Source organism: Hydrogenophaga atypica (assembly GCF_042665215.1).
Classification (GTDB): Bacteria; Pseudomonadota; Gammaproteobacteria; order Burkholderiales; family Burkholderiaceae_C; genus Hydrogenophaga; species Hydrogenophaga defluvii_A.
On record NZ_JBHTCA010000002.1, the window covers coordinates 45,499 to 71,298 of the forward strand.

A 25,800-nucleotide genomic window follows, 5' to 3' on the forward strand; every position below is an offset into this window, starting at 1 on the left:
ATGTCCACCACCCCGCCCTTCGAGATTCTGGTCGTCGATGACGAGCCCGATCTGCGCACCCTCTACGAGCTCACGCTGCTGCGCGAGGGCTACCGGGTGGAAGCCGCTCAGGACCTGCGCGAGGCACGCGCCGCCCTCGAAGGCCGGCGCTTTCACGCCATCATCACCGACATGCGCCTGCCGGACGGCCAGGGCATCGAGCTGCTGCGCGAAATCAGCCGGGCCCAGCGCAACGAGCGCGCCATCGTCATCACCGCCCACGGTTCGGCCGAAAACGCGGTGGAAGCCCTGAAATGCGGCGCCTTCGACTACCTGACCAAACCGGTGGACCTCAAGCAGTTCCGCAGCGTGGTGGCCTCGGCCCTGCAGAGCATGCCGGGCAGCGGTCCGCTGGCCACACGGGGGGCCAGCGCCGTGCCGTCACCGGACGCAAGCGGCGCACCGCCGCTGGCCCGCATCGTGGGCGTGTCGGCACCCATGGTGGCGGTGCGCCAGCGCATCGAGCGGGTGGCGCGCAGCATGGCACCGGTGCTGGTGCAGGGCGAGTCGGGCACCGGCAAAGAGCTGGTCGCGCGCGCCCTGCACGGTTGCAGCCACCGCGCCAGCGGCCCATTTGTGGCGGTCAACTGCGGCGCCATTCCCGAGTCGCTCATCGAGGCCGAATTTTTTGGTGTGCGCAAAGGCGCCTTCACCGGCGCATCACAAGACCGCGAAGGCTACTTCCAGGCGGCCCACGGCGGCACGCTGTTTCTGGACGAAATCGGTGATCTGCCGCTGGCCATGCAGGCCAAGCTGCTGCGCGTGGTGCAGGAGCGCCAGGTGCGCGCACTGGGCGCCGTGCAGGAAGACAACATCGACGTGCGCCTGGTCAGTGCCACGCACAAAGATCTGGCCGCTGAGGTCAAGGCCGGTCACTTCCGCCAAGACCTGTTCTACCGGCTCAACGTGATCGAGGTGCGCATGCCTGCCCTGCGCGAACGACGCGAAGACCTGCCCCAGCTGGTGCAGGCGCTGCTGCGCCGCATCTGCACCGAGTCGGGCCAGCACCTGCCCCTGTTGGACCCGCTGGCCCAGGACTGGCTGAACCACCATCCGCTGCCCGGCAACGTGCGCGAGCTGGAGAACCTGCTGCACCGCGCGCTGGCCCTGTGCGACGGACAGATCATCACCCTGAACGACCTCAGCGACGGGGCCGGCGAATGGGCCGAGACACCGACGCCTGACGCCCCACCAACGGCCAGCGACGAGGCCCTGCCCGAGGCCGCAGCGCCGCCCGCCGCCGCACCGTCGGACCTGCAGGCTTTTCTGGACCAGCAGGAACGCGAGGTGCTGGTGCGTGCGCTGCGTGAGGCCAACTACAACCGCACGTTGGCCGCCACCCGCCTGGGCCTGAACCTGCGGCAAATCCGCTACCGCATCCAGCGCCTGCAAATTCCCATGCCCAAAGACGCCGTGGACCATGACGAGTGAGGTGGCGCCCCACTGGCTGCCGGGGGTGCGCCACGTGCCGTCGCCCAACTTCGGCCCCCGACCCGACCCGACCGACATCTCGCTGATCGTGGTGCACTCGATCAGCCTGCCACCGGGCTGTTTTGGTGGCGGCGAAATCGAAGCCCTGTTCTGCAACCGGCTGGATTGGGACGCCCACCCCTATTTCCAGACCATCAGGGGCATGGAGGTGTCGGCCCACTTCCTGGTCCGGCGCAACGGTGAGGTGGTCCAGTTTGTGGCCTGCGACCAGCGCGCGTGGCACGCCGGCCGCTCGCACTGGGCGGGACGCGACAACTGCAACGATTTCTCCATCGGCATCGAGCTCGAAGGGCTGGAAGGTGGCCTGTTTGAGCCCGCGCAATACGGCGCACTGGTCGACCTGTGCCAGCGCCTGGCCCGGCGTTACCCCGTGCGCGCGGTGGCCGGCCACGAACACGTGGCCCCCGGTCGCAAGGCCGACCCAGGCGCCGGCTTTGACTGGGCCCAGCTGCAAAACCGGCTGGCGTGGCCGGCCCGGTGTTTTCCCCAATAGCGGCAGCCCCGACCTGGAAAGGCCCGCGCAGCCCCCACGCACCGAAGGCCACCCAAAGCCCAAGCACGGTGCGGGGTACAGCGGCAAATGGCGCTCCAAGGCCCGTGGCAAGCCGTTTCCAACACGCACACAGGCTTGGCCATTGGCGCCCACAGGCCCGCGCAGAAACAGCCGTTTTTTCTCGCCGAAGCGCGTCTTTTTTTGCCTATTGAAAACTGGGTCGATACACTACCTGTAGTGGCTTGTCGGAAGTTGACACACTAGCTATAGTGCCTTCCGAGATTCTCGACCACGCCGAACATCCGCCGCTGAGACACCCCCATCGACAGCGCCAGGCCCAACAACATCCCAAGAGGAAGCCCATGCAGATCACCGAATCCAGCCCCACCCACGCGTCCCTGGCCGCCCAGCCTGCGGCGACCCAGGCAAGCCGCGCTCAAAGCGCAGACGCGCTGTCGCATTACCAGATCATCCGCCGCAATGGCGCGGTGGTGCCGTTTGCGCCCAACAAGATCGCGGTGGCGCTGATGAAGGCTTTCCTGGCGGTGCATGGCACCCAGGGCGCCGCTTCGGCCAGCGTGCGTGAAGACGTGGACCAGCTCACGCAGGCCGTGGTGCGCGCGCTCATGCGTTCGCGCCCCAGCGGTGGCACCTTCCACATCGAAGACGTGCAAGACCAGGTGGAACTGGGCCTGATGCGCAGCGGCCACCACGAAGTGGCGCGTGCCTATGTGCTGTACCGCGAGCGCCGCGCGCAAGAACGCGCCCAGCAAGGCGTGCCCGCTGCCGCTGCCGCACCACAACTGCACGTCACCGATGGCGGCCAGCGCGTGCCGCTGGACATGGGCCACCTGCAAACCCTCATCGCCGGTGCCTGCGCCAACCTGGGCGCTGACGTGAAGCCCGAGCCCATCGTCACCGAAACCCTGCGCAACCTGTACGACGGCGTGCCGCTGGAAGAGGTGCACAAGGCCTCCATCCTGGCGGCCCGCACCCTGATCGAAAAAGACCCCGACTACACCTACGCCACCGCGCGCCTGCTGCTGCACACCATCGTCAAGGAGGTGTTGGGCGAAGAGGTGTTGCCTGCCGACATGGCCGCGCGCTACGCCGACTACTTCCCCGGTTTCATCAAGAAGGGCGTGGAAAACGAACTGCTCGACGAAAAGCTGCTGCAGTTCGACCTCAAGCGCCTGGGCGCCGCCCTCAAGGCCGAGCGCGACCAGGGCTTTGATTACCTGGGCCTGCAAACCCTGTACGACCGCTACTTCTTGCACGTGCGCAAGACCCGCATCGAGCTGCCACAGGCTTTCTTCATGCGCGTGGCCATGGGCTTGGCGCTCAACGAAATCGACCGCGAAGCGCGCGCCATCGAGTTCTACGAGGTGCTGTCCTCGTTCGACTTCATGTCGTCCACCCCCACGCTGTTCAACAGCGGCACGCTGCGCTCGCAACTCTCCAGCTGCTACCTGACCACGGTGCCCGACGACCTCGACGGCATCTACGAGTCCATCAAGGAAAACGCGCTGCTGAGCAAGTTTGCCGGTGGCCTGGGCAACGACTGGACCCGTGTGCGCGCCCTGGGCTCCCACATCAAGGGCACCAACGGCGAATCGCAGGGCGTGGTGCCCTTCCTCAAGGTGGTCAACGACACCGCCGTGGCCGTGAACCAAGGTGGCAAACGCAAGGGTGCCGTGTGCACCTACCTGGAAACCTGGCACCTGGACATCGAAGAATTCCTGGAGCTGCGCAAGAACACCGGCGACGACCGCCGCCGCACCCACGACATGAACACGGCGAACTGGATTCCCGACCTGTTCATGAAACGCGTGATGGAAAAAGGCATGTGGAGCCTGTTCTCGCCCAACGACGTGCCCGATCTGCACGACCTGTTCGGCACCGCCTTTGAAAAGGCCTATGTGGCCTACGAAGAAAAGGCCGCGCGCGGCGAGATCAAGCCCTACCGCCAGGTGCCTGCGTCTGACCTGTGGCGCAAGATGCTCTCGATGCTGTTCGAGACCGGCCACCCCTGGATCACCTTCAAGGACGCCTGCAACGTGCGCAGCCCGCAGCAGCACGTGGGCGTGGTGCACTCGTCCAACCTGTGCACCGAAATCACGCTCAACACCAGCGACACGGAAACCGCCGTCTGCAACCTGGGCTCGGTCAACCTGGCCCAACACCTGAAGGACGGCCAGATCGATCAGGACAAGCTCAAGCGCACCATCGCCACCGCGATGCGCATGCTGGACAACGTGATCGACATCAACTACTACGCGGTCAAGAAGGCGCGCGACTCCAACCTGCGCCACCGTCCTGTGGGCCTGGGCATCATGGGATTCCAGGACGCGCTGTACCAGCTGCGTGTGCCTTACGCATCGGAGGCAGCAGTGGAATTTGCCGACCGCTCCATGGAAGCCGTGTGCTACCACGCCTACTGGGCATCGACCGAGCTGGCCAAGGAGCGGGGCAAGTACAGCAGCTACAAGGGCTCGCTGTGGGACCGTGGCATCCTGCCGCTGGACTCGCTGAACCTGCTGGCCGAACAGCGCGGTGGTTACGTCGAAACCGACAGCTCTGCCACGTTGGACTGGGATGCGCTGCGCGTCAAAATCGCACAGGACGGTATGCGCAACTCCAACTGCGTGGCCATTGCGCCCACCGCCACCATCTCCAACATCATTGGTGTGGACGCGTCCATCGAGCCGTCCTTCGGCAACCTCTCGGTCAAGTCCAACCTGTCGGGCGAGTTCACCGTCATCAACGGCTACCTGGTCAAGGACTTGAAGCGCCTGGGCCTGTGGGACGACGTGATGGTGATGGACCTCAAACACTTCGACGGCTCGCTGCTGCCCATCGACCGTGTGCCACAAGACATCAAAGCTTTGTACGCCACCGCTTTTGAAGTCGACACACACTGGCTGGTGGAAGCCGCCGCACGCCGCCAGAAGTGGATCGACCAGGCGCAATCGCTCAACATCTACATGGCCGGCGCCTCGGGCAAGAAGCTCGACGACACCTACAAGCTGGCCTGGCTGCGTGGCCTCAAAACCACCTACTACCTGCGCACCCGCAGCGCCACCCACGTGGAGAAATCCACCGGTCGCACGGGGCAGCTCAATGCGGTGCCCATGGGGGGTTCTGGTGGCGCGCACAACGCGATGGCGGCATCCAACGTGGCAGCCCCTGTGGCTGTGGTGGCGGCCACCGACGTGACCTTCTCGGCCATCGACGACGCGGGCTGCGAAGCCTGCCAGTGACATGACTCAAGGCACGGCACATGTGGTCACTCAGGTGTCGCATGTGCTTGTGCCTTTTTTCGATGCACCCACACAACAAACACGCGCGATGGATCGAGATGCCGCTTTGCTTTTCGATTCGCAGCTTTGATAATTCGCACACTTGGAAACCGATATGCTGACCTGGGACGACGAAGTCACGCCCTCACCGCAACGCACCCACACGCCGCCGGCATCGAACAGCCCCAGCGGTGTGACCGCCTCGCCGTCTCTGGCGATGCACACCCCCTCTCCCGCCTCCGCTTCGCTGGCCGCCGCACAGGCTTCGGCCCACGCGCAGGCACTGGCCCAAGCGGCCGTTGCCCCGCGCAGCGCACACGCCGGTGGCCGCGTCTCGGCCGCCGACAAACGCATCATCAACGGCCAGACCGACGTCAACCAGCTGGTGCCCTTCAAGTACAAGTGGGCCTGGGAAAAATACCTCGCCACCTGTGCCAACCACTGGATGCCACAAGAGGTCAACATGTCGCGTGACATCGCGACCTGGAAGGACCCCAACGGTCTGAGCGAAGACGAGCGCCGCATCGTCAAGCGCAATCTCGGCTTCTTCGTCACCGCCGACTCGCTGGCCGCCAACAACATCGTGTTGGGCACCTACCGCCACATCACCGCGCCCGAGTGCCGCCAGTTTCTGCTGCGCCAGGCCTTTGAAGAAGCCATCCACACCCACGCCTACCAGTACATCGTCGAGTCGCTGGGCCTGGACGAAGGCGAGATCTTCAACGCCTACAACGAAGTTGCCTCGATCCGCGACAAGGACCAGTTCCTGATCCCCTTCATCGAGGCGATCATGGACCCGTCCTTCAAGACCGGCACGCCCGAAAACGACCAGACGCTGCTGAAGTCGCTGATCGTTTTTGCCTGCCTGATGGAAGGCCTGTTCTTCTACGTCGGCTTCACGCAGATCCTGGCCCTGGGCCGCCAGAACAAGATGACCGGTGCCGCCGAGCAGTACCAGTACATCCTGCGCGACGAGTCCATGCACTGCAACTTCGGCATCGACCTGATCAACCAGCTCAAGCTGGAGAACCCGCACCTGTGGACGGCCGAGTTCAAGGCCGAGATCAAGGCGCTGTTCGAGAAGGCGGTCGAGTTGGAGTACCGCTACGCCGAGGACACCATGCCACGTGGCGTGCTGGGCCTCAACGCCTCCATGTTCAAGGGCTACCTGCGCTACATCGCCAACCGGCGCGCCACGCAGATTGGCCTCGAAGCCCTGTTCCCCAACGAAGAGAATCCGTTCCCCTGGATGAGCGAGATGATCGACCTCAAGAAGGAACGCAACTTCTTCGAAACCCGTGTGATCGAGTACCAATCGGGCGGCGCCCTGTCCTGGGACTGACCGGACAAGACCACGCCTTCTTCACATGCGGCCTTCATTTTCAAAACCCGACCAACACGCTGTGGCAACGCCGCGCGCGGGTTTTGTCTCCCCATTCAACGCGCTGGGCACCACAAGTGGCATGCATCCACCGGCTCCCAACCCGCTGAATCGCTGCACGTCCATCCTGGGGCGTGTGGTGCACTGTGCAACTTGATCAAGGAGAACAACATGGCAACTGCGAAAAAAGCTGCGGCAAAGAAAGCCGCTCCGGCGAAGAAAGCCGCTCCGGCCAAGAAGGCGGCAGCGCCTGCGAAGAAGGCCGCTCCGGCCAAGAAGGCGGCAGCTCCGGCGAAGAAGGCCGCTCCGGCCAAGAAGGCGGCGGCTCCGGCGAAGAAGGCCGCTCCGGCCAAGAAGGCGGCGGCTCCGGCGAAGAAGGCCGCTCCAGCCAAGAAGGCGGCAGCTCCGGCGAAGAAGGCCGCTGCGCCCAAAAAGGCGGCAGCTCCGGCGAAGAAGGCCGCTGCGCCCAAAAAGGCGGCAGCTCCGGCGAAGAAGGCCGCTGCGCCCAAAAAGGCCGCTGCACCGGCGAAGAAAGCCGCTCCCGCCAAAAAAGCCGCCGCGAAAAAGGCGCCCGCCAAGCCTGCCCCTGCACCCGCAGCACAAACCACGCTGAACCCGCAGGCCGCATGGCCTTTCCCCACTTCCAGCAAACCCTGATTTCAGGCCTCGCTGAAAGCCAAAAGCCCGGTGCATTGCACCGGGCTTTTTTCATGGTCAGGGCGCCACGTTGCGGTCAGCGTCGCTGAGTTGGTAGTTCTGCGGACCCCGGCTGGCAATTTTGCGCGCGCCCATCCGGTTGCCCAGCGCCGCACAACGCGCCAGGGACCACCCCTGAGACAAGCCCCACAGCAAGGCCGCACGGAACGCATCGCCGCACCCTGTGGGATCGAGCACCTGTTCGGCACGCTCGCCCGTCACACGATGGGCCTGGCCTTGTTCCCAGAGATCCACACCGTGTTCACCCAGCGTCACCACCAGACCACGCACCTGTTGCGACACCTCGCCCAGGCTCCAGTCGGTGCGCTCGCTGAGCATGTGCCCTTCATAATCGTTGACCGCCACCCAATCGGCCAGCTCGATGAAATGGCGCAGCTCGGCGCCGTCGAACATGGGCAGGCCCTGACCAGGGTCGAACACAAACGGGATGCCCGCCGCATGGAACTGCTCGGCATGGCGCAGCATGGCCTCTCGGCCATCGGGCGCGATGATGCCGATGTGGCCTGCTCCCTCTGCCCGAATGGGATTGAGGTGGGCCTGCGCCATGGCGCCGGGGTGGAAGGCCGTGATCTGGTTGTTGTCGCGGTCGGTCATGATCATGGCCTGTGCCGTGTATTCGGCCCCCGCCACCTGCACGTGGCTGGTGTCGATGGCCAAGGCCTTCAGGCGCGCCAGGTAGTCCTGCCCGTCGTTGCCCAGCGTGGCCACCGGCGTGACCGTTGCCCCGAGCTGGCGCAGACCGTAGGCGATGTTGCCGGCACAACCGCCGTACTCGCGCCGCAGCGCGGGCACCAGAAAGGACACGTTGAGGATGTGCAGTTGCTCGGGCAGGATCTGCTCGGCAAAACGCCCCTCAAAAGACATGATGGTGTCGAAGGCCAGCGAGCCACAAACGTAAATGGACATGGTGTGAAGAGGTGAGCGGTCAGGGATAAAAAACCAGGGTCCGGTAGCCGGCCAGCGCGTCCCCCGCCGGCCCATCGATGAGCACATCGATGCGCAAGGTCAAGGTGTTGTTGGCGGGCACGGTGGCCGGCGCCACAGGCAACTCGGCCGGAAGGATCACGCGACGCAACAACAGTTGGTCGCGCACATCGGTGAGACTCAATTCGAGCGCGGGCATGGCGAGCTCGAACACCGAGGCGTTGCGCAGAACGACCTCGAGTGCGTAGCGGCCGTTGCCCCGGCGCGCCAGAGTGGTGCTGTCGATGCTCAACGCCTGCACCAGCCGCAACGGCTCGATCTGGCACCCAAGCGGCTGGCACAAGGTTTCCAGGGCGGGGCGCAGATCGGGCCGCAGGGCCGCGATCCGATCGCGCTCGAACAACACCCATTGCAACAACAGGCCAGCGCACAACAGCAGGCTCAGCACGCCAAGACCCCATCGCACCGCTGGGCGCGCCCACCAAGCGCGGCGCTGCGCCTGGCGCACAAACCCCACCTGCTCGGGGAATGCGGCCAGCACCGCTTCGTTGGCCGCCAGATCGTCTGCCTCGGGTGCGGATGGCGGCAGCAGCTGTGCCGCAGGTGGCAGGTCGTACATCGAGTCCTGCGCATCGTCATCGGATGGCAAGGCACTCGGCGGCTCGGCCAACGGCACCACCGGCGGCTCTGGCTCTGGCTCTGGCTCTGGCTCTGGCTCTGGCGACGGGGGCACCACCGCCGACCAGGTTTCCGCTGGCGCCTCGACCGTGGGGGCTGGTTCAGGGGCGGACGGTGGCAACGGCGTCAAATGGGCCGAGGCATCAAACACCTCGCCACATTGCCCACAACGCACCCACCCATCCGAAATCTTGAGCTGATCGGACACCACCCTGAAATGGGTGGCACAGGCGGGGCATCGGGTGACGAAGCTCATTGCCGGCGATTGTAGGGGGGCGCACGCCACCCCTTGTGCAGGGCCAGCTTCACATGGGGCGGGTGTTGCCGCTAAAGTGGTTCCCTTGTTTCGCCTTCAGATGCCATGAACTACACGCAAAAACTCACACTCTCCATGCTGGTGCCCACAGGCATGGTGGCCGGCGCCGGCGGTGCGGTGGGACTGGGCGCCTGGTGGCTGCACGCACAGGCGGCCCAAGCCACGCCCGAACAACTGGCGGCCTGGATCGCCACCGGCGGCTGGCTGGTGGTGGTGCTGACCGTTGCCTGTGTGGCCACCTGCCTGGGCTTCACGGTCTGGATAAGGCGCACCGCCACCCGGGTGCTCGGCGCCGATCCGTCGCGCGCGCGGCGTGTCCTCTCGGACCTGGCAGCGGGCCAGCTCGACATGGACATCCCCCAAGCGCCCGCAAGCAGCCTGATGGCCTCGCTGGGTCAGCTGGTGGGGCAGCTGCAGTCCAGCCTGGGGCGCATTCAGACAGCCACCCACACCATCTCCGAGGTGTCGGGCGAGATGGCACAAGGCAACATGGACCTGAGCCAGCGCACCGAACAAGGCGCCCAGCGCCTTCAACAGGTGGTGCTGGACATGCAAACCCTGAGCCAGCACATCGCTCAAGCCGGTCAGGCAACGCAGGAAGCCGATCAACTGGCGGCCCGCGCTGCCACGGCGGCCCAGCAAGGCGGCGAGGTGGTCACCCGGGTGGTGTTGACCATGGACGGCATGCACGCGGACAGCCAGCGCATGAACGACATCATCGGCGTCATCGACAGCATCGCTTTTCAGACCAACATCCTGGCCCTGAACGCGGCGGTGGAGGCGGCACGCGCGGGCGAACTGGGGCGTGGTTTTGCTGTGGTGGCGGCGGAGGTGCGCACGCTGGCCACACGCAGCGGCGCGGCGGCCGCCGAAATCCGGCAGCTGATCACGACCTCCACGCGCAAGGTGGCCGACGGTGCCACACTGGTGCGCGACGCCGGCCAGGCGATGCAGGACATCGTCCACACCGTGGGCGAGGTGGGCCGCGTGATGGGGCGGCTGAGCCAATCCAGCACACAGCAGGCCCACAGCGTGACGGGGATGCAGCAGGCCATCGAGGACCTGGACCACATGACCCAGCAGAACGCGGCCCTGGTGGAAGAATCTGCCGCCGCAGCCGACCAGCTGCGTCAGCAGGCGCAACAACTGGTGGGTGCCGTGAGCATGTTCAGGTTGCGCGGATCACAGCAGGCCATCGCCTGGGCAGCGTGATGCTGGCTCAGCCACGCCGTGCGGTCATCAGCACCCAGCCGTCCAGTTCGTCGGCCACGTCCAGCACCAGCCAGGGTGCGTAGGCGGCTTTGAGCTCGTCGACCTGGCGCGACAGGATGCCGGCCAGCACCAGGTGGCCGCCGTCGGCAACAAAAGCACAGAGCAGCGGCGCCAGCACCTTGAGCGGCGTGGCCAGGATGTTGGCCAGCACCACCTGGTAGACGCCCTGCGCCTGGTCGGGCAAACCCGCGTGCAAGGCCACGTGGTTGTTGGCCGCGTTCAAGCGGGTGGATTCCACGGCAGCAGGATCGATGTCCACCGCCACGATGTCGTTTGCACCCTGTTTGGCCGCGCCTATGGCCAGGATGCCCGAGCCACAACCGTAGTCGAGCACGCGCTGCCCCACCAGATCGCGCGCGGCCACCCAGCGCAGGCACATGCGTGTGGTGGGGTGGGTGCCAGTGCCAAAGGCCAGGCCCGGGTCCAGGCGGATGACCTGGCGCGCCTGGGCCGGCGGCTCGTGCCAACTCGGCACGATCCAGAAAGTGGGCGTGATCTCGACCGGATCAAACTGCGACTGTGTCAGGCGCACCCAGTCCTGGTCGGCCAGGGTGGTGATGGCCAGCACTTCGCAGCCATCGAAAAAATCCTGCACCTGCAGCAACGCTGCCGCTTCACGCGCTGCGGCCTCTTCACCGAACAAGGCCACCACACGCGAACGCTGCCAACCGGCCTTGGGCGGCGGCATGCCGGGCTCGCCGAACAGCGCCTGCTCGGCCTCGGTCAAGGCATCGGCGTCTTCCACCGAGACGCTCAGGGCGTCCAGCGCCTCCAGCGCTTCGCTCAGCGTCTCGACGCGGTCTTCGGGGGCCAGCAGGGTCAGTTCAAACATCAGCGAACTCTTTTGGAGAGCCACTCTTCGAGGTAGTGGATGTTGGTGCCACCGGCTACGAAGTTGGCGTCCACCATCAGCTCGCGGTGCAGCGGGATGTTGGTGAGGATGCCCTCGACCACCGTTTCACTCAGCGCCGTGCTCATGCGCGCCAGCGCCTGCTCGCGGGTATCGCCATGCACGATGATCTTGCCCACCATGGAATCGTAGTTGGGTGGCACAAAGTAGTTGGCGTACACATGCGAATCGACCCGCACACCCGGGCCACCCGGCGCGTGCCAGGTGGTGACACGGCCGGGCGACGGCGTGAACTTGTAGGGGTCTTCGGCGTTGATGCGGCACTCGATGGCGTGGCCACGCAGCACGATCTGGCGCTGGGTGAAGGGCAATTTTTCGCCCGCCGCCACCGCGATCTGGGTGCGCACGATGTCGATGCCGGTGATCCACTCGGTCACCGGGTGCTCCACCTGCACGCGGGTGTTCATCTCGATGAAATAGAACTCGCCGTTTTCATACAGGAACTCGAAGGTGCCGGCGCCACGGTAGCCAATCTTTTTGCAGGCGGCCGCACAACGTTCACCGATCTTCTCGATCAGGCGGCGTGGGATGCCCGGCGCCGGTGCTTCCTCGATCACCTTCTGGTGACGGCGTTGCATGGAGCAGTCGCGCTCGCCCAGGTAGACCGCATTGCGGTGCTGGTCGGCCAGGATCTGGATCTCGATGTGGCGCGGGTTCTGGAGAAACTTCTCCATGTACACCTCGGGGTTGCCAAAGGCCGCACCCGCTTCCGCCTTGGTGGTCTGCACCGCGTGCAGCAGGGCCGCCTCGGTGTGCACCACCCGCATGCCACGCCCGCCGCCACCGCCTGCGGCCTTGATGATGACCGGGTAGCCAATCGCCTTGGCGGTGCGCTTGATCACCGCCGGATCGGCAGGCAAGGCACCTTCGGAGCCCGGCACGCAAGGCACACCCGCGCGGATCATGGCCTGTTTGGCCGACACCTTGTCGCCCATCAGACGGATGGATTCGGGGGTGGGACCAATGAACTTGAAGCCGCTTTTTTCCACCCGCTCGGCAAAATCGGCGTTTTCGCTCAGGAAACCATAGCCAGGGTGGATGGCCTCGGCATCGGTCACCTCGGCGGCCGAAATGATGGCCGGCATGTTGAGGTAACTCTGGGCCGACGGCGCCGGGCCGATGCACACGGCCTCATCGGCCAACTTGACGTATTTGGCGTCGCGGTCGGCCTCGGAATAGACCATCACCGCCTTGATGCCCATCTCCCGGCAGGCGCGCTGAATCCGCAAGGCGATTTCGCCGCGGTTCGCAATCAGGATTTTCTTGAACATGGCGCAGCGCCGCTCACTCGATGATGAACAGCGGTTGGCCGTATTCCACCGGCTGGCCGTTCTCGACCAGGATCTGGGTCACGGTGCCGGTTTTGTCGGCTTCGATCTCGTTCAAGATCTTCATGGCTTCGACGATGCAGATGGCTTCGCCTTCCTTGATGGACGCACCCACTTCAACAAAGGGCTTGGCACCGGGACTGGACGCCCGGTAGAAGGTGCCCACCATGGGCGACTTGACCACGTGGCCGGCCGGAGCGGCGGCCACCACCGGTTCGGCAGCTGCCACCGCCGGCTGGGCAGCCGCCGCAGCGGGTGCCAGCGTCACCACCGGCGCCGCCTGCATCATCGGCGCAACGGCCCCCACGGGCGCGCTCTTGACGATCCTGACCTTGCCTTCGGCTTCCGTGATTTCGAGTTCCGACACGTTGGACTCGGAGACCAGATCGATCAGGGTCTTGAGTTTGCGCAAATCCATATATTTCTCCAGTATGTGCACCTAGAATGCAACAAACCATACACAATGGTTGAAAAGCGTGCGGACTATACACGAAGCTTCATTTTCGACCTTTCCGGCGTTTGTGGTAAGCAATTTCGGTCAATTCACCGACAACATGCAGGCATCTGCCCTTAATCGCCCAGTTGGCCGCACAGTTTTAGCAGCTGCAAAGTGGACATCTCCCGCCGTGGACCGCACCCTGCAGCCGGCTGCCACCCATGGCTGAAGACGACAAGACCACCACCCCCACCGTGACCATGGCGTTGCCAGGCCTGGCGCGCACGCTGGTGGCCGCCGGCAAACTCGACGCACGCCGCGCAGAGGACATTTACGCCAAGGCCCAGGCCCAGCGCACCAGTTTCATCTCGGAACTGGTGGGCAGCGGCGCGGTGTCATCGGCCGACCTGGCACACACCATGTCGCAGGCCTTTGCCGCACCACTGCTCGACCTCGATGCGGTGGACGTCAAGCGCCTACCTGAAGGTGTGTTGGACCCCAAAGTCTGCCAACAAGCGCGCATTCTGGTGTTGAGCAAGCGCAGCAACCGCCTGACCATCGCCACCGCCGACCCGTCTGACCACCAGGCGCTGGAGAAGATCAAGTTCTCCTCCCAGCTGGGCGTGGACTGGGTGATTGCCGAGTACGACAAGCTCAGCAAGCTGGTGGATGCCGCCAGCACCACGGCGGGTGAAGCCATCGATCACATCGTTGGCGGCGACTTCGAATTCGACGAATCCAGCGTGGAGATGAGCTCCGGCGAGCCTGCGGACAAGGTGTCGGCCGAAGTGGAAGACGCACCTGTTGTGCGCTTTTTGCAGAAGATGCTGCTCGATGCCTTCAGCATGCGCGCATCTGACCTGCATTTTGAGCCCTACGAGCACAACTACCGCGTGCGCTTCCGCATCGACGGCGAGCTGCGCGAGATCGCCAGCCCGCCGGTGGCCATCAAGGACAAACTGGCCTCGCGCATCAAGGTGATCTCCAAGATGGACATCTCCGAAAAGCGCGTGCCGCAAGACGGGCGCATGAAGCTCAAGGTCGGCCCGGAAAAGGTGATCGACTTCCGCGTCAGCACCTTGCCCACGCTGTTTGGCGAGAAGATCGTGATCCGTATCCTCGACCCCAGCAGCGCGAAGATGGGCATCGAAGCGCTCGGATACGAGCCCGATGAGAAGAAAAAGCTGATGGATGCGATTTCCCGGCCTTACGGCATGGTGCTGGTCACCGGCCCCACGGGCTCGGGCAAAACGGTGTCGCTCTACACCTGTCTGAACATCCTCAACCAGCCGGGCGTGAACATTTCGACGGCGGAAGACCCGTCGGAAATCAACCTGCCCGGCGTCAACCAGGTCAACGTCAACGAAAAGGCGGGCCTGACCTTTGCCTCCGCCCTCAAGGCCTTTCTGCGCCAGGACCCGGACGTGATCATGGTGGGCGAGATCCGCGACCTGGAAACGGCCGACATCGCGATCAAAGCGGCCCAGACCGGCCACATGGTCTTGTCCACCCTGCACACCAACGACGCACCGGCCACGCTCACGCGCATGATTAACATGGGCATCGCGCCGTTCAACATCGCGTCCAGCGTCATCCTGATCACCGCGCAACGCTTGGCGCGCCGTCTGTGCCCCTTGTGCAAAGTGCCTTTGACCGTGCCGGAGCACGCCTTGCTGACCGCCGGCTACAAACCCGAAGAACTGGACGGCAGCTGGCGCCCTTACAAACCAGTGGGCTGCAACGCCTGCAACAACGGCTACAAAGGCCGGGTGGGCATCTACCAGGTCATGCCCATCACCGAAGACATGCAACGCATCATCTTGCGCGGCGGCAGCGCGCTCGAAATCGCCGAGCAGGCGCGCCGCGAAGGTGTGCGCACCCTGCGCGAAGCAGGGTTACACAAGGTTAAACTGGGCGTTACCTCACTCGAAGAGGTGCTGAACTGCACCAACGAGTGAGCCCACGCGCCGGCACAAGCCCCCGACACCAGAGGACCCACATGGCAACCGCAGCATCGAAAGACATCAAGGAGTATGTGTTCGAGTGGGAAGGCAAGGACCGCAATGGCAAGGTGGTTCGGGGTGAAACGCGTGCCGGGGGCGAAAACCAGGTGCAGGCCTCGCTGCGGCGTCAGGGCATTCTGCCCACCAAGATCAAGAAGCGCCGCATGCGCTCGGGCAAGTCCATCAAGCCCAAGGACATCGCCATCTTCACCCGCCAGCTGGCCACCATGATGAAAGCCGGTGTGCCCTTGCTGCAGGCCTTCGATATTGTGGGCCGCGGCAACCCCAACGTCAGCGTGACCCGCCTGCTCAACGATGTGCGCACCGATGTGGAAACCGGCACCTCGCTGAGTTCGGCTTTCCGCAAGCACCCGCTGTACTTCAACAACCTGTACTGCAACCTGGTGGAAGCGGGCGAGGCGGCCGGTATTCTGGAAGAGTTGCTGGACCGCCTGGCCACCTACATGGAAAAAACCGAGGCGATCAAGTCCAAGATCAAGTCGGCCCTGATGTACCCCATCGCGGTGATCGTGGTGGCGTTTGTGGTGGTGACGGTGATCATGATTTTTGTGATTCCGGCGTTCAAACAGGTGTTCTCATCCTTCGGCGCCGACCTGCCCGCGCCCACGCTGTTCGTGATCGCCATGAGCGAATTCTTCGTCGCCTACTGGTGGCTGATCTTCGGCATCATTGGAGGTGGCCTCTACTTCTTTTTCCAAGCTTGGCGGCGCAACGAAAAAATGCAGCACTTCATGGACAAGCTGCTGTTGCGCATCCCCATCTTTGGCGCGCTGGTTGAAAAATCGGTGGTCGCGCGCTGGACGCGCACCTTGTCGACCATGTTCGCCGCCGGTGTGCCGCTGGTGGAGGCACTCGACTCGGTGGGCGGCGCGTCGGGCAACGCCGTCTACGCCGTGGCCACCGAAAAAATCCAGCAAGAGGTTTCTACCGGCACCAGCCTGACAGCGGCCATGACCAACGCCAACATCTTCCCGTCCATGGTGATACAGATGTGCGCCATCGGTGAAGAGTCCGGCTCCATCGACCACATGCTGGGCAAGGCCGCCGACTTCTACGAAGCCGAGGTGGACGACATGGTGGCCGGCCTGTCCAGCCTGATGGAGCCCATCATCATCGTGATCCTGGGCACCATCATCGGCGGCATCGTGGTCTCGATGTACCTGCCCATCTTCAAACTGGGCCAGGTGGTGTGACGGTGGACATCGGTTTGGCTGGCCCGCTGCTGGCGGGCATCCTGGGCTTGCTCATCGGCAGCTTTCTCAATGTGGTCATCCACCGCCTGCCCAAGATGATGGAGCGGCGCTGGGCGGCTGAGTGTGCCGAACTGTCGGGCCAGGCACCCGCCGACGCCGGCAAACCCTTCAACCTGGTCACGCCACGTTCGCATTGCCCCAGCTGCCATGCGCCCATCCGCTGGTACCAGAACATCCCGGTGCTGAGCTGGCTGGCCCTGAAAGCGCGCTGCGCCGAATGTGGCACGCGCATCGGCTGGCGCTACCCCGCCATCGAACTGCTGACGGGCGCGCTGTTTGTCTTCTGTTTTGACCGCCACGGCATGAGCCTGAGCACCCTGGCGTGGTGGGGGTTTTCCGCCGCCTTGCTGGCCTTGGCCGCCATCGACTGGGACACCACCTTGCTGCCCGACGACATCACCCTGCCCCTGCTGTGGGCCGGTCTGATCGCCGCAGCGCTCCAATGGACCCGCGTGCCGCTGACCGATGCGCTGTGGGGCGCTGTGGCCGGCTACCTGTCGTTGTGGAGCATCTACTGGCTGTTCAAGCTGGCCACGGGCAAGGAAGGCATGGGCTATGGCGACTTCAAGCTGCTGGCCGCTCTGGGCGCCTGGTTCGGCTGGCAGGCATTGGTGCCCATGGTGCTCATGGCGTCCGTCATTGGTGCCGTGGTGGGCATTGGCATGAAGGTCTTTGACAACCTGCGAGAAGGCGGTTACGTGCCCTTTGGCCCGTTTCTGGCCGGTGCGGGTTTTGCGGCCTTGGTCTTCGGCCCGCAAGCCATCCTCAAGGTGGTGGGCCTGTGACCACTGGGCCTGGCTTGCGCCTGGGGCTCACCGGAGGCATAGGAAGCGGCAAAAGCACCGTGGCCCAGTTGCTGGCCTCATTCGGTGCCCAGGTGCTGGACGCCGACGCCATGTCGCGCGCCAGCACGGCCGCTGGCGGCAGTGCCATCCCCGACATCCGCCGCGTGTTTGGCGACGACTTTGTGGCCGCCGACGGCAGCCTGGACCGCGACCAGATGCGCGCACGGGTGTTCAGCGACCCGGCAGCCAAGAAGGCGCTGGAAGCCATCATCCACCCCTGTGTGCAGCAAGCCATGGCACAGGCCCTGGCCCAAAGCGCGGCCCCGTGTGTGGTGTTCGACGTGCCGCTGCTGGTCGAGTCGCCCCACTGGCGAGGCCGGGTGGACGCCGTGGTGGTGGTCGATTGCGACCACGAGACCCAGATCGAACGCGTGATGGCGCGCAACGGCTGGGCACGTGACGCCGTGCAAGCCGTCATCCAGCAACAGGCCACACGTGCCCAGCGACTGGCCGCCGCCGACGCCGTGGTTTTCAACGGCGCTGGCAACACCCTGCTGCAATTGGAACGCGACGTGCGGGCGCTGGCCACATCATTCGGGCTATGATGCCCGCTGTCCGCCCACCTGCCAGCCAGCCCGCCCGCGCCGTGATCCTGTACGAGTACCCCTTCAACGAACGCATCCGGACCTACCTTCGACTGGAAGACCTGTTCCGGCGCCTGGGTGAGCTGGTGCCACGCACACACGCGCTGGACCACCACTTCGCCATCCAGACCATCTTCGAGGTGATGGACGTGGCGGCGCGCGCCGACATGAAAACGGACGTGCTCAAGGACCTGGAAAAACACAAGCAGCAGCTCAACAGCTACCGGGGCAACCCGGCCATCTCTGAAGCCGCCCTCGACCAGATCGTGGGTCAGCTTGACAGCTGTTTTACCGCCCTCAATGCCATCTCCGGCAAGATCGGCCAGGCCTTGACCGACAACGACTGGCTCATGGCGATACGCAGCCGCATCGGCATCCCCGGCGGCACCTGCGAATTCGATCTGCCCGCTTACTACGACTGGCAGCACCAGCCGCCCGAGCGCCGTCAGCAAGATCTCAACGGCTGGGTCGGTCACCTCGCACCTTTGGCCGAGGCCATCCACTGGCTGCTCAAGCTCCTGCGTGACGCGGGGTCGCCCCAAAAGGTGGTGGCTTTGGGCGGGCAGTTTCAGCAAAACCTGCCACAGGGGCGCAGCTTCCAACTGCTGCGTGTGTTCATTGATGGCAGCCAGGGCCTGGTGCCGGAAATCAGCGGCAACCGCCTGATGTTTTCGGTGCGCATGATGCGCATGGGCGAAGACCACCGCTTGCACGGCGCCACCGATGTGGACATGAATTTTGAATTGAGCCTGTGCGCATGAGCGGCACCGAGGTCAAGCCCCGCCTGGTGCGCTGCCCCGGCTGCGGCGGCGACAGCGTCTACGCCACGTCCAACCCGTACAGGCCGTTTTGTTGCGAGCGCTGCAAAAACCTGGACATCGGTGCGTGGGCGGCCGAACACTTCCGCGTGCCCGCCGAAGCACCGCCCGACGAACAACCGTTCGGCGACCCTAGGCTCCAGTGACGCCTAGTTCGGCTTCCAGCCAGTCAAGCACCGGATAGGCCCCCGGCAGCACGGGAGACACCGTCAGCGGGAACGTCTGCCAGGCCATTTGCTGGCCTTCGCGCATCTCAAATCCACCGCTCCAATCGAACACCTTGCACCAGTGCAGCCGCACCAGTGCGTGCGGGTAGTCGTGTTCGGTCACCTTCCACTCGTGGGCCTCGCCAATGGTCACGCCCAGTTCTTCGATCAACTCGCGCCGCAAGGCCTCTGTCACCGTCTCGCCGGCCTCGATCTTGCCGCCCGGAAACTCCCAGTAGCCGGCGTAGGCCTTGCCCTCGGGGCGGGTGGACAGCAGCAGCGCCCCATCCTGGCGGATGAGGATGCCGACGGCCACCTCGGTATGCTTGCGAGTGTCGCTCATTCGGCGTGCTTGCCAGCATAGTCACGTGCGAACTGGTAAGCCACACGGCCGCTACGCGAGCCTCGCTCCAAGGCCCACACCAGTGCCTCGGGTCGGGCGGCTTCGATGGCCGCTGCCGGCACGTTGAAAGACGACAACCACTGCGCCACGATGGCCAGGTACTCGTCCTGGCTGAAAGGATAAAAGCTCACCCAAAGGCCGAAGCGCTCGGACAGCGAGATCTTCTCCTCCACCACCTCGCCCGGATGCACCTCGCCATCGGCGGTGTGCGTGTAGCTGAGGTTTTCCTTCATGTACTCGGGCAACAGGTGGCGCCGGTTGCTGGTCGCGTAGATCAGCACGTTGGGCGAGGCCGCCGAGACCGAGCCATCCAGGATGGACTTGAGTGCCTTGTAGCCGGGCTCGCCGTCCTCGAAGCTCAGGTCGTCGCAGAAAACGATGAATTTCTCAGGGCGGGCTGCCACCACGTCCACGATGTCGGGCAGGTCGGTGAGGTCGGCCTTGTCCACCTCGATCAGGCGCAGACCCTGGGACGCGTATTCGTTGAGGCAGGCCTTGATCAGCGAGCTTTTGCCCGTGCCTCGCGCGCCGGTGAGGAGCACGTTGTTGGCCGGCAGGCCTTTCACGAACTGCTCGGTGTTGCGCTGGATCTTTTCTTTCTGCTGGCCGATTTCCTTGAGCGAGGCCAGGCGCATGTCGGCCACGTGGCGCACCGGCTCCAGGCCGCCATGACCGCTGCTGCGTTTGCGGTAACGGTAGGCAATGGACGCGGCCCAGTCGGGCTCGCCCAGGGGCTGCGGAAGAACGGACTCGATGCGGGTGATCAGCTGCTCGGCGCGTTGCAGCAGGCGCTCAAAGTGTTCGTTCATGCTGCAATCAACTCCGGTAATCGGCGTTGATGGTCACGTAGTCGTGGCTGAAATCGCAGGTCCACACCGTGTCGGTCACGCTGCCACGGCCCAGGCCAATGCGGATGGTGATCTCGCTCTGCTTCATCACGCGTGCGCCGTCTTCCTCACGGTAGCCGGGGTTGCGGCCGCCTTGGGTGACCACGTGCACGTCGTCCAGGTGCAGTTCGATCTTGCCCTGGTCCAGGTCGGTGATGCCGGCATAGCCCACCGCCGCCAGAATGCGACCCAGGTTGGGGTCGCTGGCGAAGAAGGCGGTTTTGACCAGGGGCGAGTGCGCCACCGCGTAGGCCACCTTGAGGCATTCCTCGGTGCTGACGCCACCTTCCACGCGCACCGCGATGAACTTGGTCGCGCCCTCGCCGTCGCGCACGATGGCGTGGGCCAGGGTGCGCGCCACGTCCAGCAGCGCAGCCTTCAAGGCCTGCGCCTCGACCCCGTCCCACGCGGTGATTTCGGCGTGTGCCGCCTGGCGTGTCGCCACCAGCACAAAGCTGTCGTTGGTGGAGGTGTCGCCGTCCACCGTCACGCGGTTGAAGGAGCCGTCGGCCAGTTCGCGCGCCAGGCTTTGCAGCAGCGCGGGGGCGATGTTGGCGTCGGTGGCCACAAAGCCCAGCATGGTGGCCATGTTGGGGCGGATCATGCCCGCGCCCTTGGCAATGCCGGTGATGGTCACGGTCTGGCCACCCACCACCACCTGGCGGCTCGCGGCCTTGGCCACGGTATCGGTGGTCATGATGCCTTCAGCGGCCTTGAGCCAGTGCGCGGCTTGAGCGTCCGCGATGGCAGCGGGCAGGCCGGCCAGCACACGGTCCACGGGCAGCGGTTCCATGATGACGCCGGTCGAGAACGGCAACACCTGCGACGGCGCGATCTGCAGCGCCTTGGCCAGGGCGATGCAAGTGGCGCGCGCGTTGACCAACCCCGGCTCGCCGGTGCCGGCGTTGGCATTGCCGGTGTTGATGACCATGGCGCGTATGCCGGTGGCCATCGCCAGGTGCTCGCGGCAGATTTGCACCGGCGCAGCGCAGTAGCGGTTTTGCGTGAACACGCCGGCCACGGCCGCGCCATCGTCCAGCAGGAACACCGTCAGGTCCTTGCGGTTGGCCTTGCGCACGCCGGCCTCGGTCACACCAATGCGTACGCCCGGCACGGGCAGGATGCTCGCCGCCTCGGGCGCAGTCCAGTTCACAGCCATCTCAAACTCCTCAGCTCAGCTTGCCGTGGCACAGCTTGAATTTTTTACCGCTGCCGCAGGGGCAGGGATCGTTGCGGCCCACACGTGGCATGGCGGCCGTGGTGGCGTCCACCACGGTTTCGACCTCGCCCGTTTCGGTGGGCGCGGTGTAGGTCACGTTGCTCACACGTTCGGCGCTGGCCTCCAGCGCTTGTGCTGCCTGGGCCATTTGTTCATCGGACTGGATGCGCACGTTCATCAGGGTGCGGGTCACGTCGTTTTTCACCGTGTCGAGCAACTGCCCGAACAGCACAAAGGCCTCGCGCTTGTATTCCTGCTTGGGCTGCTTTTGTGCGTAGCCACGCAGGTGGATGCCTTGGCGCAGGTAGTCCAGCGCGCTGAGGTGCTCGCGCCAGTGCGAGTCGATGTTCTGCAGCAACACCATGCGCTCGAACTGTGTGAAGCTCTCGGCGCCCACCTGTGCCACCTTGGCGTTGAACACCTCGTTCGCGGCGTTTACCACGCGCTCGACCAGGTCTTCATCGGTCACGGCTTCGGCCTGCGCCACAAAATTGACCAACTCGACATCAACGCCCCACTCGTCGCGCAGCACCTGCTCGAGGCCGGGCAGGTCCCACTGCTCTTCCACGCTGGCTTCGGGCACGTAGGCGCGCACCACGTCGGTGATGGCGCCTTCGCGCAGGCCGGCGATCTGGCTGCTCAGGTCGTGGGCGTCCAGGATGTCGTTGCGCTGCTGATAGATGACCTTGCGCTGATCGTTGGACACGTCGTCGTATTCGAGCAACTGCTTGCGGATGTCGAAGTTGCGGGCCTCGACCTTGCGCTGCGCGCTCTCGATGCTGCGGGTCACGATGCCGGCCTCGATGGCCTCGCCTTCGGGCATCTTCAGGCGGTCCATGATGGCGCGCACGCGGTCGCCCGCGAAGATGCGCATCAGCGAATCGTCCAGGCTCAGGTAGAAGCGCGACGAGCCCGGGTCGCCCTGGCGGCCCGAACGGCCGCGCAGCTGGTTGTCGATGCGGCGGCTTTCGTGGCGCTCGGTGGCGATGATGCGCAGGCCACCCAGGGCCTTGACCTGATCGTGGTCGACCTGCCACTGGGCGCGCAGCGCCTCGATGCCCTGGGCCTTGGCGGCTTCGTCCAGCGAGGCATCGGCCTCGATGGCGGCCGTCATCTTCTCCAGGTTGCCACCCAGCACGATATCGGTGCCGCGGCCCGCCATGTTGGTGGCGATGGTGATGGCCTTGGGCCGGCCGGCCTGCACGATGATGTCGGCTTCACGCGCGTGTTGTTTGGCGTTGAGCACCTCGTGCGGCAAGCCCGCTTTTTTCAGCAGCTCGGCAATGATTTCCGAGTTCTCGATGGACGACGTGCCCACCAGCACCGGCTGGCCACGCTCGTGGCATTCCTTGATATCGGCGATGGCAGCGTCGTACTTTTCCTTGGTGGTCTTGTAGACGCGGTCCAGCTCGTCCTTGCGCTGGCTGGGGCGGTTGGGCGGCAGCACCACGGTTTCCAGGCCATAAATTTCCTGGAATTCGTAGGCCTCGGTGTCGGCCGTGCCGGTCATGCCGGCCAGCTTGCCGTACAGGCGGAAATAGTTCTGGAAGGTGATCGAGGCCAGGGTCTGATTCTCGGCCTGGATGCCCACGCCCTCTTTGGCTTCCACCGCCTGGTGCAAGCCGTCGCTCCAACGCCGGCCCGACATCAGGCGGCCGGTGAATTCGTCCACGATGACGATCTCGCCCCCCTGGTTCACGTAGTGCTGGTCGCGGTGGTAGAGGTGGTGCGCCTTGAGTGCGGTCACCAGGTGGTGCATCAGGGCGATGTTGCTGGGGTCGTAAAGCGATGCGCCTTCGGCCAGCAAGCCAGCTTGCGTGAGAATGCGCTCGGCGTTCTCATGCCCCTGCTCGGTCATGTGGATGGCATGGCCTTTTTCATCGACCGTGAAATCGCCCGGCTTGATCACGCCCTCACCCGTGCGTGGGTCGGCTTCACCCTCTTGCCGCGTCAGCAGCGGCACCACCTGGTTGATGGCGATGTAGAGCGCGGTGTGGTCTTCGGCCTGCCCGCTGATGATGAGGGGCGTGCGCGCCTCGTCGATCAGGATGGAGTCCACCTCGTCCACGATGGCGTAGTGCAGGCCACGCTGCACGCGGTCCACGGTCTCGTAGACCATGTTGTCGCGCAGGTAGTCAAAGCCATACTCGTTGTTGGTGCCGTAGGTGATGTCGGCACGGTAGGCGGCCTGCTTGTCCTCGCGGGCCATCTGTGGCAGGTTGATGCCCACCGACAGGCCCAGGAAGTTGTAGAGACGGCCCATCCACTGCGCGTCGCGGCTGGCCAGGTAATCGTTGACCGTGACCACATGCACACCCTTGCCGGTGAGCGCGTTCAGGTACACGGGCAGCGTCGCCGTCAGCGTCTTGCCTTCGCCTGTGCGCATCTCGGCCACCTTGCCGTGGTGCAGGGCAATGCCGCCCAGCAACTGCACGTCGAAGTGGCGCATTTTCATGATGCGCTTGCTGCCTTCGCGCACAACGGCAAAGGCCTCGGGCAACAGCTTGTCCACGCTCTCGCCTTGCGCCACGCGCTGTTTGAACTCTTCGGTCTTGGCCTTCAGTTGCTCATCGCTGAGTTGCTCGAACTGCGGCTCCAACCGGTTGATCTGCTCCACCGCTTTGCGGTAGGTCTTGAGCAGGCGGTCGTTGCGGCTGCCAAAGATTTTGGTCAGGAAATTTGTGGCCATAGGTGTTTTTCACTCGCGCAACCACGCTGTGGGCGGGCGCTGGGCGTGACGGTTCTGGGTGCTCTTGGGATCTGCCAAGCCGTTGAAAACAAGGGAATGGGCGCACCGCGCCCAACCGGACGATTCTACCTGTGCAGCCCTGTTGGCCAGGGGCGCGGAGCTGGGCAGGCAGGTCAGCGGCGCGGGCCGCTGGCAACACGTGTGGACGGCCCGGCGCGGGCTTCCTGCGGCTGCGCGGCAAGTCTGCCGGCATCGAGGAATTTCTGCGGGTCCTGGGGCACACCGGCCACCAGCACCTCAAAGTGCAGGTGCGCGCCGGTGGAACGGCCGGTGCTGCCCACGTCGGCGATCTTCTGGCCGCGCCGCACGAGGTCGCCTTGTTTTGCGTGCAATCGGGACGCGTGGGCGTAGCGCGTGACCAGATCGTTGCCGTGATCGACCTCGACCATGTGACCATACGCCGCATGCCAACCGGCAAACACCACCACACCGCCGGCAGCCGCCACGATGGGCGTGCCCGTGTCGGCTGGAAAATCCAGGCCGCTGTGCAGGGCCGACTGGCCTGTGATCGGATCGACGCGCCAACCAAAAGCGGAACCCGTGTCCACGCCTTCCACGGGGTGCTGGGTGGGCAGCCGGCTGTTTCTGACCTTTTGCTCGAACAGACGCGACTCGGTCACCGTGAGCCAGTCCATCTGTCCCAGGGCGGCGGCATCGAAGCGTTCCAGCGAATGGCTCAGTTCCTCGGCGGTCATGGCGCGCGGCGCCATCAAGGCACCGCCTGCCGCACCGCGCAGTTTGGGGTCGGCAGCCGGAACACCCGCCAGCCCGGCCACGCGCTCGCCCAGGGATTCGAGCTGCACCAGCCGCGCCTGCATCTGACCCAGGCGTTTGGCCATGGCGTCCAGGTTGTCGCGCATGACCGCGTCCTGCGACTCGATCTCGCTCTTGAGCAGCAGCTTCACCATGGGACCGACCACCGGCCAGCCCTGGCGCGCGCCCTCCAGAAACACCCAGTGGTAGAGCCCAAGCGAGGTCAGCACCAACACCGCCGACAGGCTCAGCCCGGCCAGCACCAACTGCACCCCGGTGAGGTGCAGGGCGCGGCTCTTGGCCACCCAGGCGTCGGTGATAATCAGATGCATACGTTTTCAGTTGCGGGCCCCACATGAATGCTCAGACCCGTACCCACCAGATGATGAGCCTGCAACAGGCCATCCATGCCGCACCGACCCTCGCTCACTTGAGCGACTTGGTGGCGCAATCCCAGAAAAGATTGGCCGTCATTTTGCCATTGCTGCCGGCGGGCATGCGAAAAGCGGTGCGCTCTGGCCCGCTGGACGGCTGCGACTGGTGCCTGCTGGTGGACAACACCGCAGCGGCGGCCAAGCTGCGGCAGATGCTGCCCGCCATGAAGCTCGCACTGGAACACAAGGGTTTGGCGGTGGGCCAGTTGCGCATCAAGGTCCAGCAAGGCAGCTGGCGCTGAGCGCACGGGGTGCGTGAAAAAATGGTGCCGCTTGTCGGAATCGAACTGACGACCTACCGCTTACAAGGCGGTTGCTCTACCAACTGAGCTAAAGCGGCG

23 protein-coding genes and 1 tRNA gene are annotated in these 25,800 nt (G+C 64.8%); 13 read left to right on the top strand and 11 right to left on the bottom strand.

Annotated features, from left to right (window positions below; all coding sequences use genetic code 11):
• The 5 genes from ACFQPB_RS02600 (at position 1) to ACFQPB_RS02620 (ending at position 7,360) form a co-directional block, all read left to right on the top strand.
• Positions 1-1,470, top strand: coding sequence for a sigma-54-dependent transcriptional regulator (locus ACFQPB_RS02600; protein ID WP_382203191.1), 1,470 nt, complete (start codon positions 1-3; stop codon positions 1,468-1,470).
• The gene (ampD, locus tag ACFQPB_RS02605; protein WP_382219553.1) at positions 1,460-2,023 is read left to right on the top strand and encodes a 1,6-anhydro-N-acetylmuramyl-L-alanine amidase AmpD; all 564 of its coding nucleotides are present in this window, start codon (positions 1,460-1,462) and stop codon (positions 2,021-2,023) included. Before ACFQPB_RS02600 ends, ampD begins: the two co-directional genes overlap by 11 nt.
• A 362-nt stretch (positions 2,024-2,385) precedes the next feature.
• Positions 2,386-5,283: a ribonucleoside-diphosphate reductase subunit alpha gene (locus ACFQPB_RS02610; RefSeq protein WP_382219555.1), complete on the top strand. Its 2,898-nt coding sequence runs from the start codon at positions 2,386-2,388 to the stop codon at positions 5,281-5,283.
• Between the two features lie 154 nt (positions 5,284-5,437).
• Positions 5,438-6,664: a ribonucleotide-diphosphate reductase subunit beta gene (locus ACFQPB_RS02615; protein WP_382203551.1), complete on the top strand. Its 1,227-nt coding sequence runs from the start codon at positions 5,438-5,440 to the stop codon at positions 6,662-6,664.
• Positions 6,665-6,874: 210 nt separating this feature from the next.
• Positions 6,875-7,360 carry a histone gene (locus ACFQPB_RS02620; RefSeq protein ID WP_382219557.1) on the top strand — a complete coding sequence of 162 codons (486 nt, stop codon included), beginning with the start codon at positions 6,875-6,877 and terminating at the stop codon, positions 7,358-7,360.
• A gap of 57 nt (positions 7,361-7,417) precedes the next feature.
• On the opposite strand, the gene ACFQPB_RS02625 is transcribed toward ACFQPB_RS02620, so the two are convergent.
• Together ACFQPB_RS02625 and ACFQPB_RS02630 are read right to left on the bottom strand one after the other, a co-directional pair.
• On the bottom strand, positions 7,418-8,326 hold the full coding sequence (locus tag ACFQPB_RS02625; RefSeq protein ID WP_382219559.1) for a carbohydrate kinase family protein: 909 nt from the start codon (positions 8,324-8,326) through the stop codon (positions 7,418-7,420).
• Between the two features lie 19 nt (positions 8,327-8,345).
• Positions 8,346-9,278: a zinc-ribbon and DUF3426 domain-containing protein gene (locus ACFQPB_RS02630; protein ID WP_382219561.1), complete on the bottom strand. Its 933-nt coding sequence runs from the start codon at positions 9,276-9,278 to the stop codon at positions 8,346-8,348.
• Between the two features lie 105 nt (positions 9,279-9,383).
• On the opposite strand from ACFQPB_RS02630, the gene ACFQPB_RS02635 reads away from it, so the two are divergent.
• Positions 9,384-10,550, top strand: coding sequence for a methyl-accepting chemotaxis protein (locus ACFQPB_RS02635; protein ID WP_382219562.1), 1,167 nt, complete (start codon positions 9,384-9,386; stop codon positions 10,548-10,550).
• Between the two features lie 7 nt (positions 10,551-10,557).
• Here the strand turns inward: ACFQPB_RS02635 and prmA are convergent, their stop codons facing one another.
• The 3 genes from prmA to accB are packed head-to-tail and all read right to left on the bottom strand — an operon-like array spanning position 10,558 to position 13,266.
• On the bottom strand, positions 10,558-11,442 hold the full coding sequence (gene prmA / locus ACFQPB_RS02640; RefSeq protein WP_382203186.1) for a 50S ribosomal protein L11 methyltransferase: 885 nt from the start codon (positions 11,440-11,442) through the stop codon (positions 10,558-10,560).
• A complete protein-coding gene (accC, locus tag ACFQPB_RS02645) occupies positions 11,442-12,791 on the bottom strand; it encodes an acetyl-CoA carboxylase biotin carboxylase subunit (RefSeq protein WP_382203185.1) in 1,350 nt (449 codons plus the stop codon). Before accC ends, prmA begins: the two co-directional genes overlap by 1 nt.
• A 13-nt stretch (positions 12,792-12,804) precedes the next feature.
• Complete coding sequence (accB, locus tag ACFQPB_RS02650) at positions 12,805-13,266, bottom strand: acetyl-CoA carboxylase biotin carboxyl carrier protein (RefSeq protein ID WP_382219564.1); 462 nt, start codon at positions 13,264-13,266, stop codon at positions 12,805-12,807.
• A gap of 239 nt (positions 13,267-13,505) precedes the next feature.
• On the opposite strand from accB, the gene pilB reads away from it, so the two are divergent.
• From pilB to ACFQPB_RS02680, 6 genes are read left to right on the top strand one after another with little or no spacing between them, the layout of a single operon-like run.
• The gene (gene pilB / locus ACFQPB_RS02655) at positions 13,506-15,242 is read left to right on the top strand and encodes a type IV-A pilus assembly ATPase PilB (protein WP_382219566.1); all 1,737 of its coding nucleotides are present in this window, start codon (positions 13,506-13,508) and stop codon (positions 15,240-15,242) included.
• A 41-nt stretch (positions 15,243-15,283) separates the two neighbouring features.
• A complete protein-coding gene (locus ACFQPB_RS02660; RefSeq protein WP_382219567.1) occupies positions 15,284-16,501 on the top strand; it encodes a type II secretion system F family protein in 1,218 nt (405 codons plus the stop codon).
• Entirely contained in the window at positions 16,498-17,346 is an 849-nt protein-coding gene (locus ACFQPB_RS02665; RefSeq protein ID WP_382203181.1) for a prepilin peptidase, read from the top strand. Before ACFQPB_RS02660 ends, ACFQPB_RS02665 begins: the two co-directional genes overlap by 4 nt.
• Complete coding sequence (gene coaE, locus ACFQPB_RS02670) at positions 17,343-17,951, top strand: dephospho-CoA kinase (protein WP_382219569.1); 609 nt, start codon at positions 17,343-17,345, stop codon at positions 17,949-17,951. Before ACFQPB_RS02665 ends, coaE begins: the two co-directional genes overlap by 4 nt.
• A 41-nt stretch (positions 17,952-17,992) precedes the next feature.
• Positions 17,993-18,751 carry a cell division protein ZapD gene (zapD, locus tag ACFQPB_RS02675; RefSeq protein WP_382220115.1) on the top strand — a complete coding sequence of 253 codons (759 nt, stop codon included), beginning with the start codon at positions 17,993-17,995 and terminating at the stop codon, positions 18,749-18,751.
• Complete coding sequence (locus ACFQPB_RS02680; protein WP_382203179.1) at positions 18,748-18,954, top strand: DNA gyrase inhibitor YacG; 207 nt, start codon at positions 18,748-18,750, stop codon at positions 18,952-18,954. The genes zapD and ACFQPB_RS02680 overlap by 4 nt, the downstream gene beginning before the upstream one ends.
• Here ACFQPB_RS02680 and ACFQPB_RS02685 read toward each other — a convergent pair.
• The 5 genes from ACFQPB_RS02685 to ACFQPB_RS02705 form a co-directional block, all read right to left on the bottom strand.
• Positions 18,941-19,357: an NUDIX domain-containing protein gene (locus ACFQPB_RS02685; protein ID WP_382219571.1), complete on the bottom strand. Its 417-nt coding sequence runs from the start codon at positions 19,355-19,357 to the stop codon at positions 18,941-18,943. The two genes, ACFQPB_RS02680 and ACFQPB_RS02685, sit on opposite strands and share 14 nt — an antisense overlap.
• Positions 19,354-20,226: an ATP-binding protein gene (locus ACFQPB_RS02690; RefSeq protein ID WP_382219573.1), complete on the bottom strand. Its 873-nt coding sequence runs from the start codon at positions 20,224-20,226 to the stop codon at positions 19,354-19,356. Before ACFQPB_RS02690 ends, ACFQPB_RS02685 begins: the two co-directional genes overlap by 4 nt.
• A gap of 7 nt (positions 20,227-20,233) precedes the next feature.
• On the bottom strand, positions 20,234-21,463 hold the full coding sequence (argJ, locus tag ACFQPB_RS02695) for a bifunctional glutamate N-acetyltransferase/amino-acid acetyltransferase ArgJ (RefSeq protein WP_382219574.1): 1,230 nt from the start codon (positions 21,461-21,463) through the stop codon (positions 20,234-20,236).
• A gap of 10 nt (positions 21,464-21,473) precedes the next feature.
• The gene (secA, locus tag ACFQPB_RS02700; RefSeq protein ID WP_382219576.1) at positions 21,474-24,212 is read right to left on the bottom strand and encodes a preprotein translocase subunit SecA; all 2,739 of its coding nucleotides are present in this window, start codon (positions 24,210-24,212) and stop codon (positions 21,474-21,476) included.
• Between the two features lie 173 nt (positions 24,213-24,385).
• The gene (locus ACFQPB_RS02705) at positions 24,386-25,357 is read right to left on the bottom strand and encodes a M23 family metallopeptidase (protein ID WP_382219578.1); all 972 of its coding nucleotides are present in this window, start codon (positions 25,355-25,357) and stop codon (positions 24,386-24,388) included.
• 23 nt (positions 25,358-25,380) lie between these two features.
• On the opposite strand from ACFQPB_RS02705, the gene ACFQPB_RS02710 reads away from it, so the two are divergent.
• Positions 25,381-25,701, top strand: a complete 321-nt coding sequence (locus ACFQPB_RS02710; protein ID WP_382219580.1) for a hypothetical protein — start codon at positions 25,381-25,383, stop codon at positions 25,699-25,701.
• A 22-nt stretch (positions 25,702-25,723) separates the two neighbouring features.
• Here the strand turns inward: ACFQPB_RS02710 and ACFQPB_RS02715 are convergent.
• Positions 25,724-25,799, bottom strand: a tRNA-Thr gene (locus ACFQPB_RS02715).
• Between the last annotated feature and the right edge of the window lies 1 nt (position 25,800).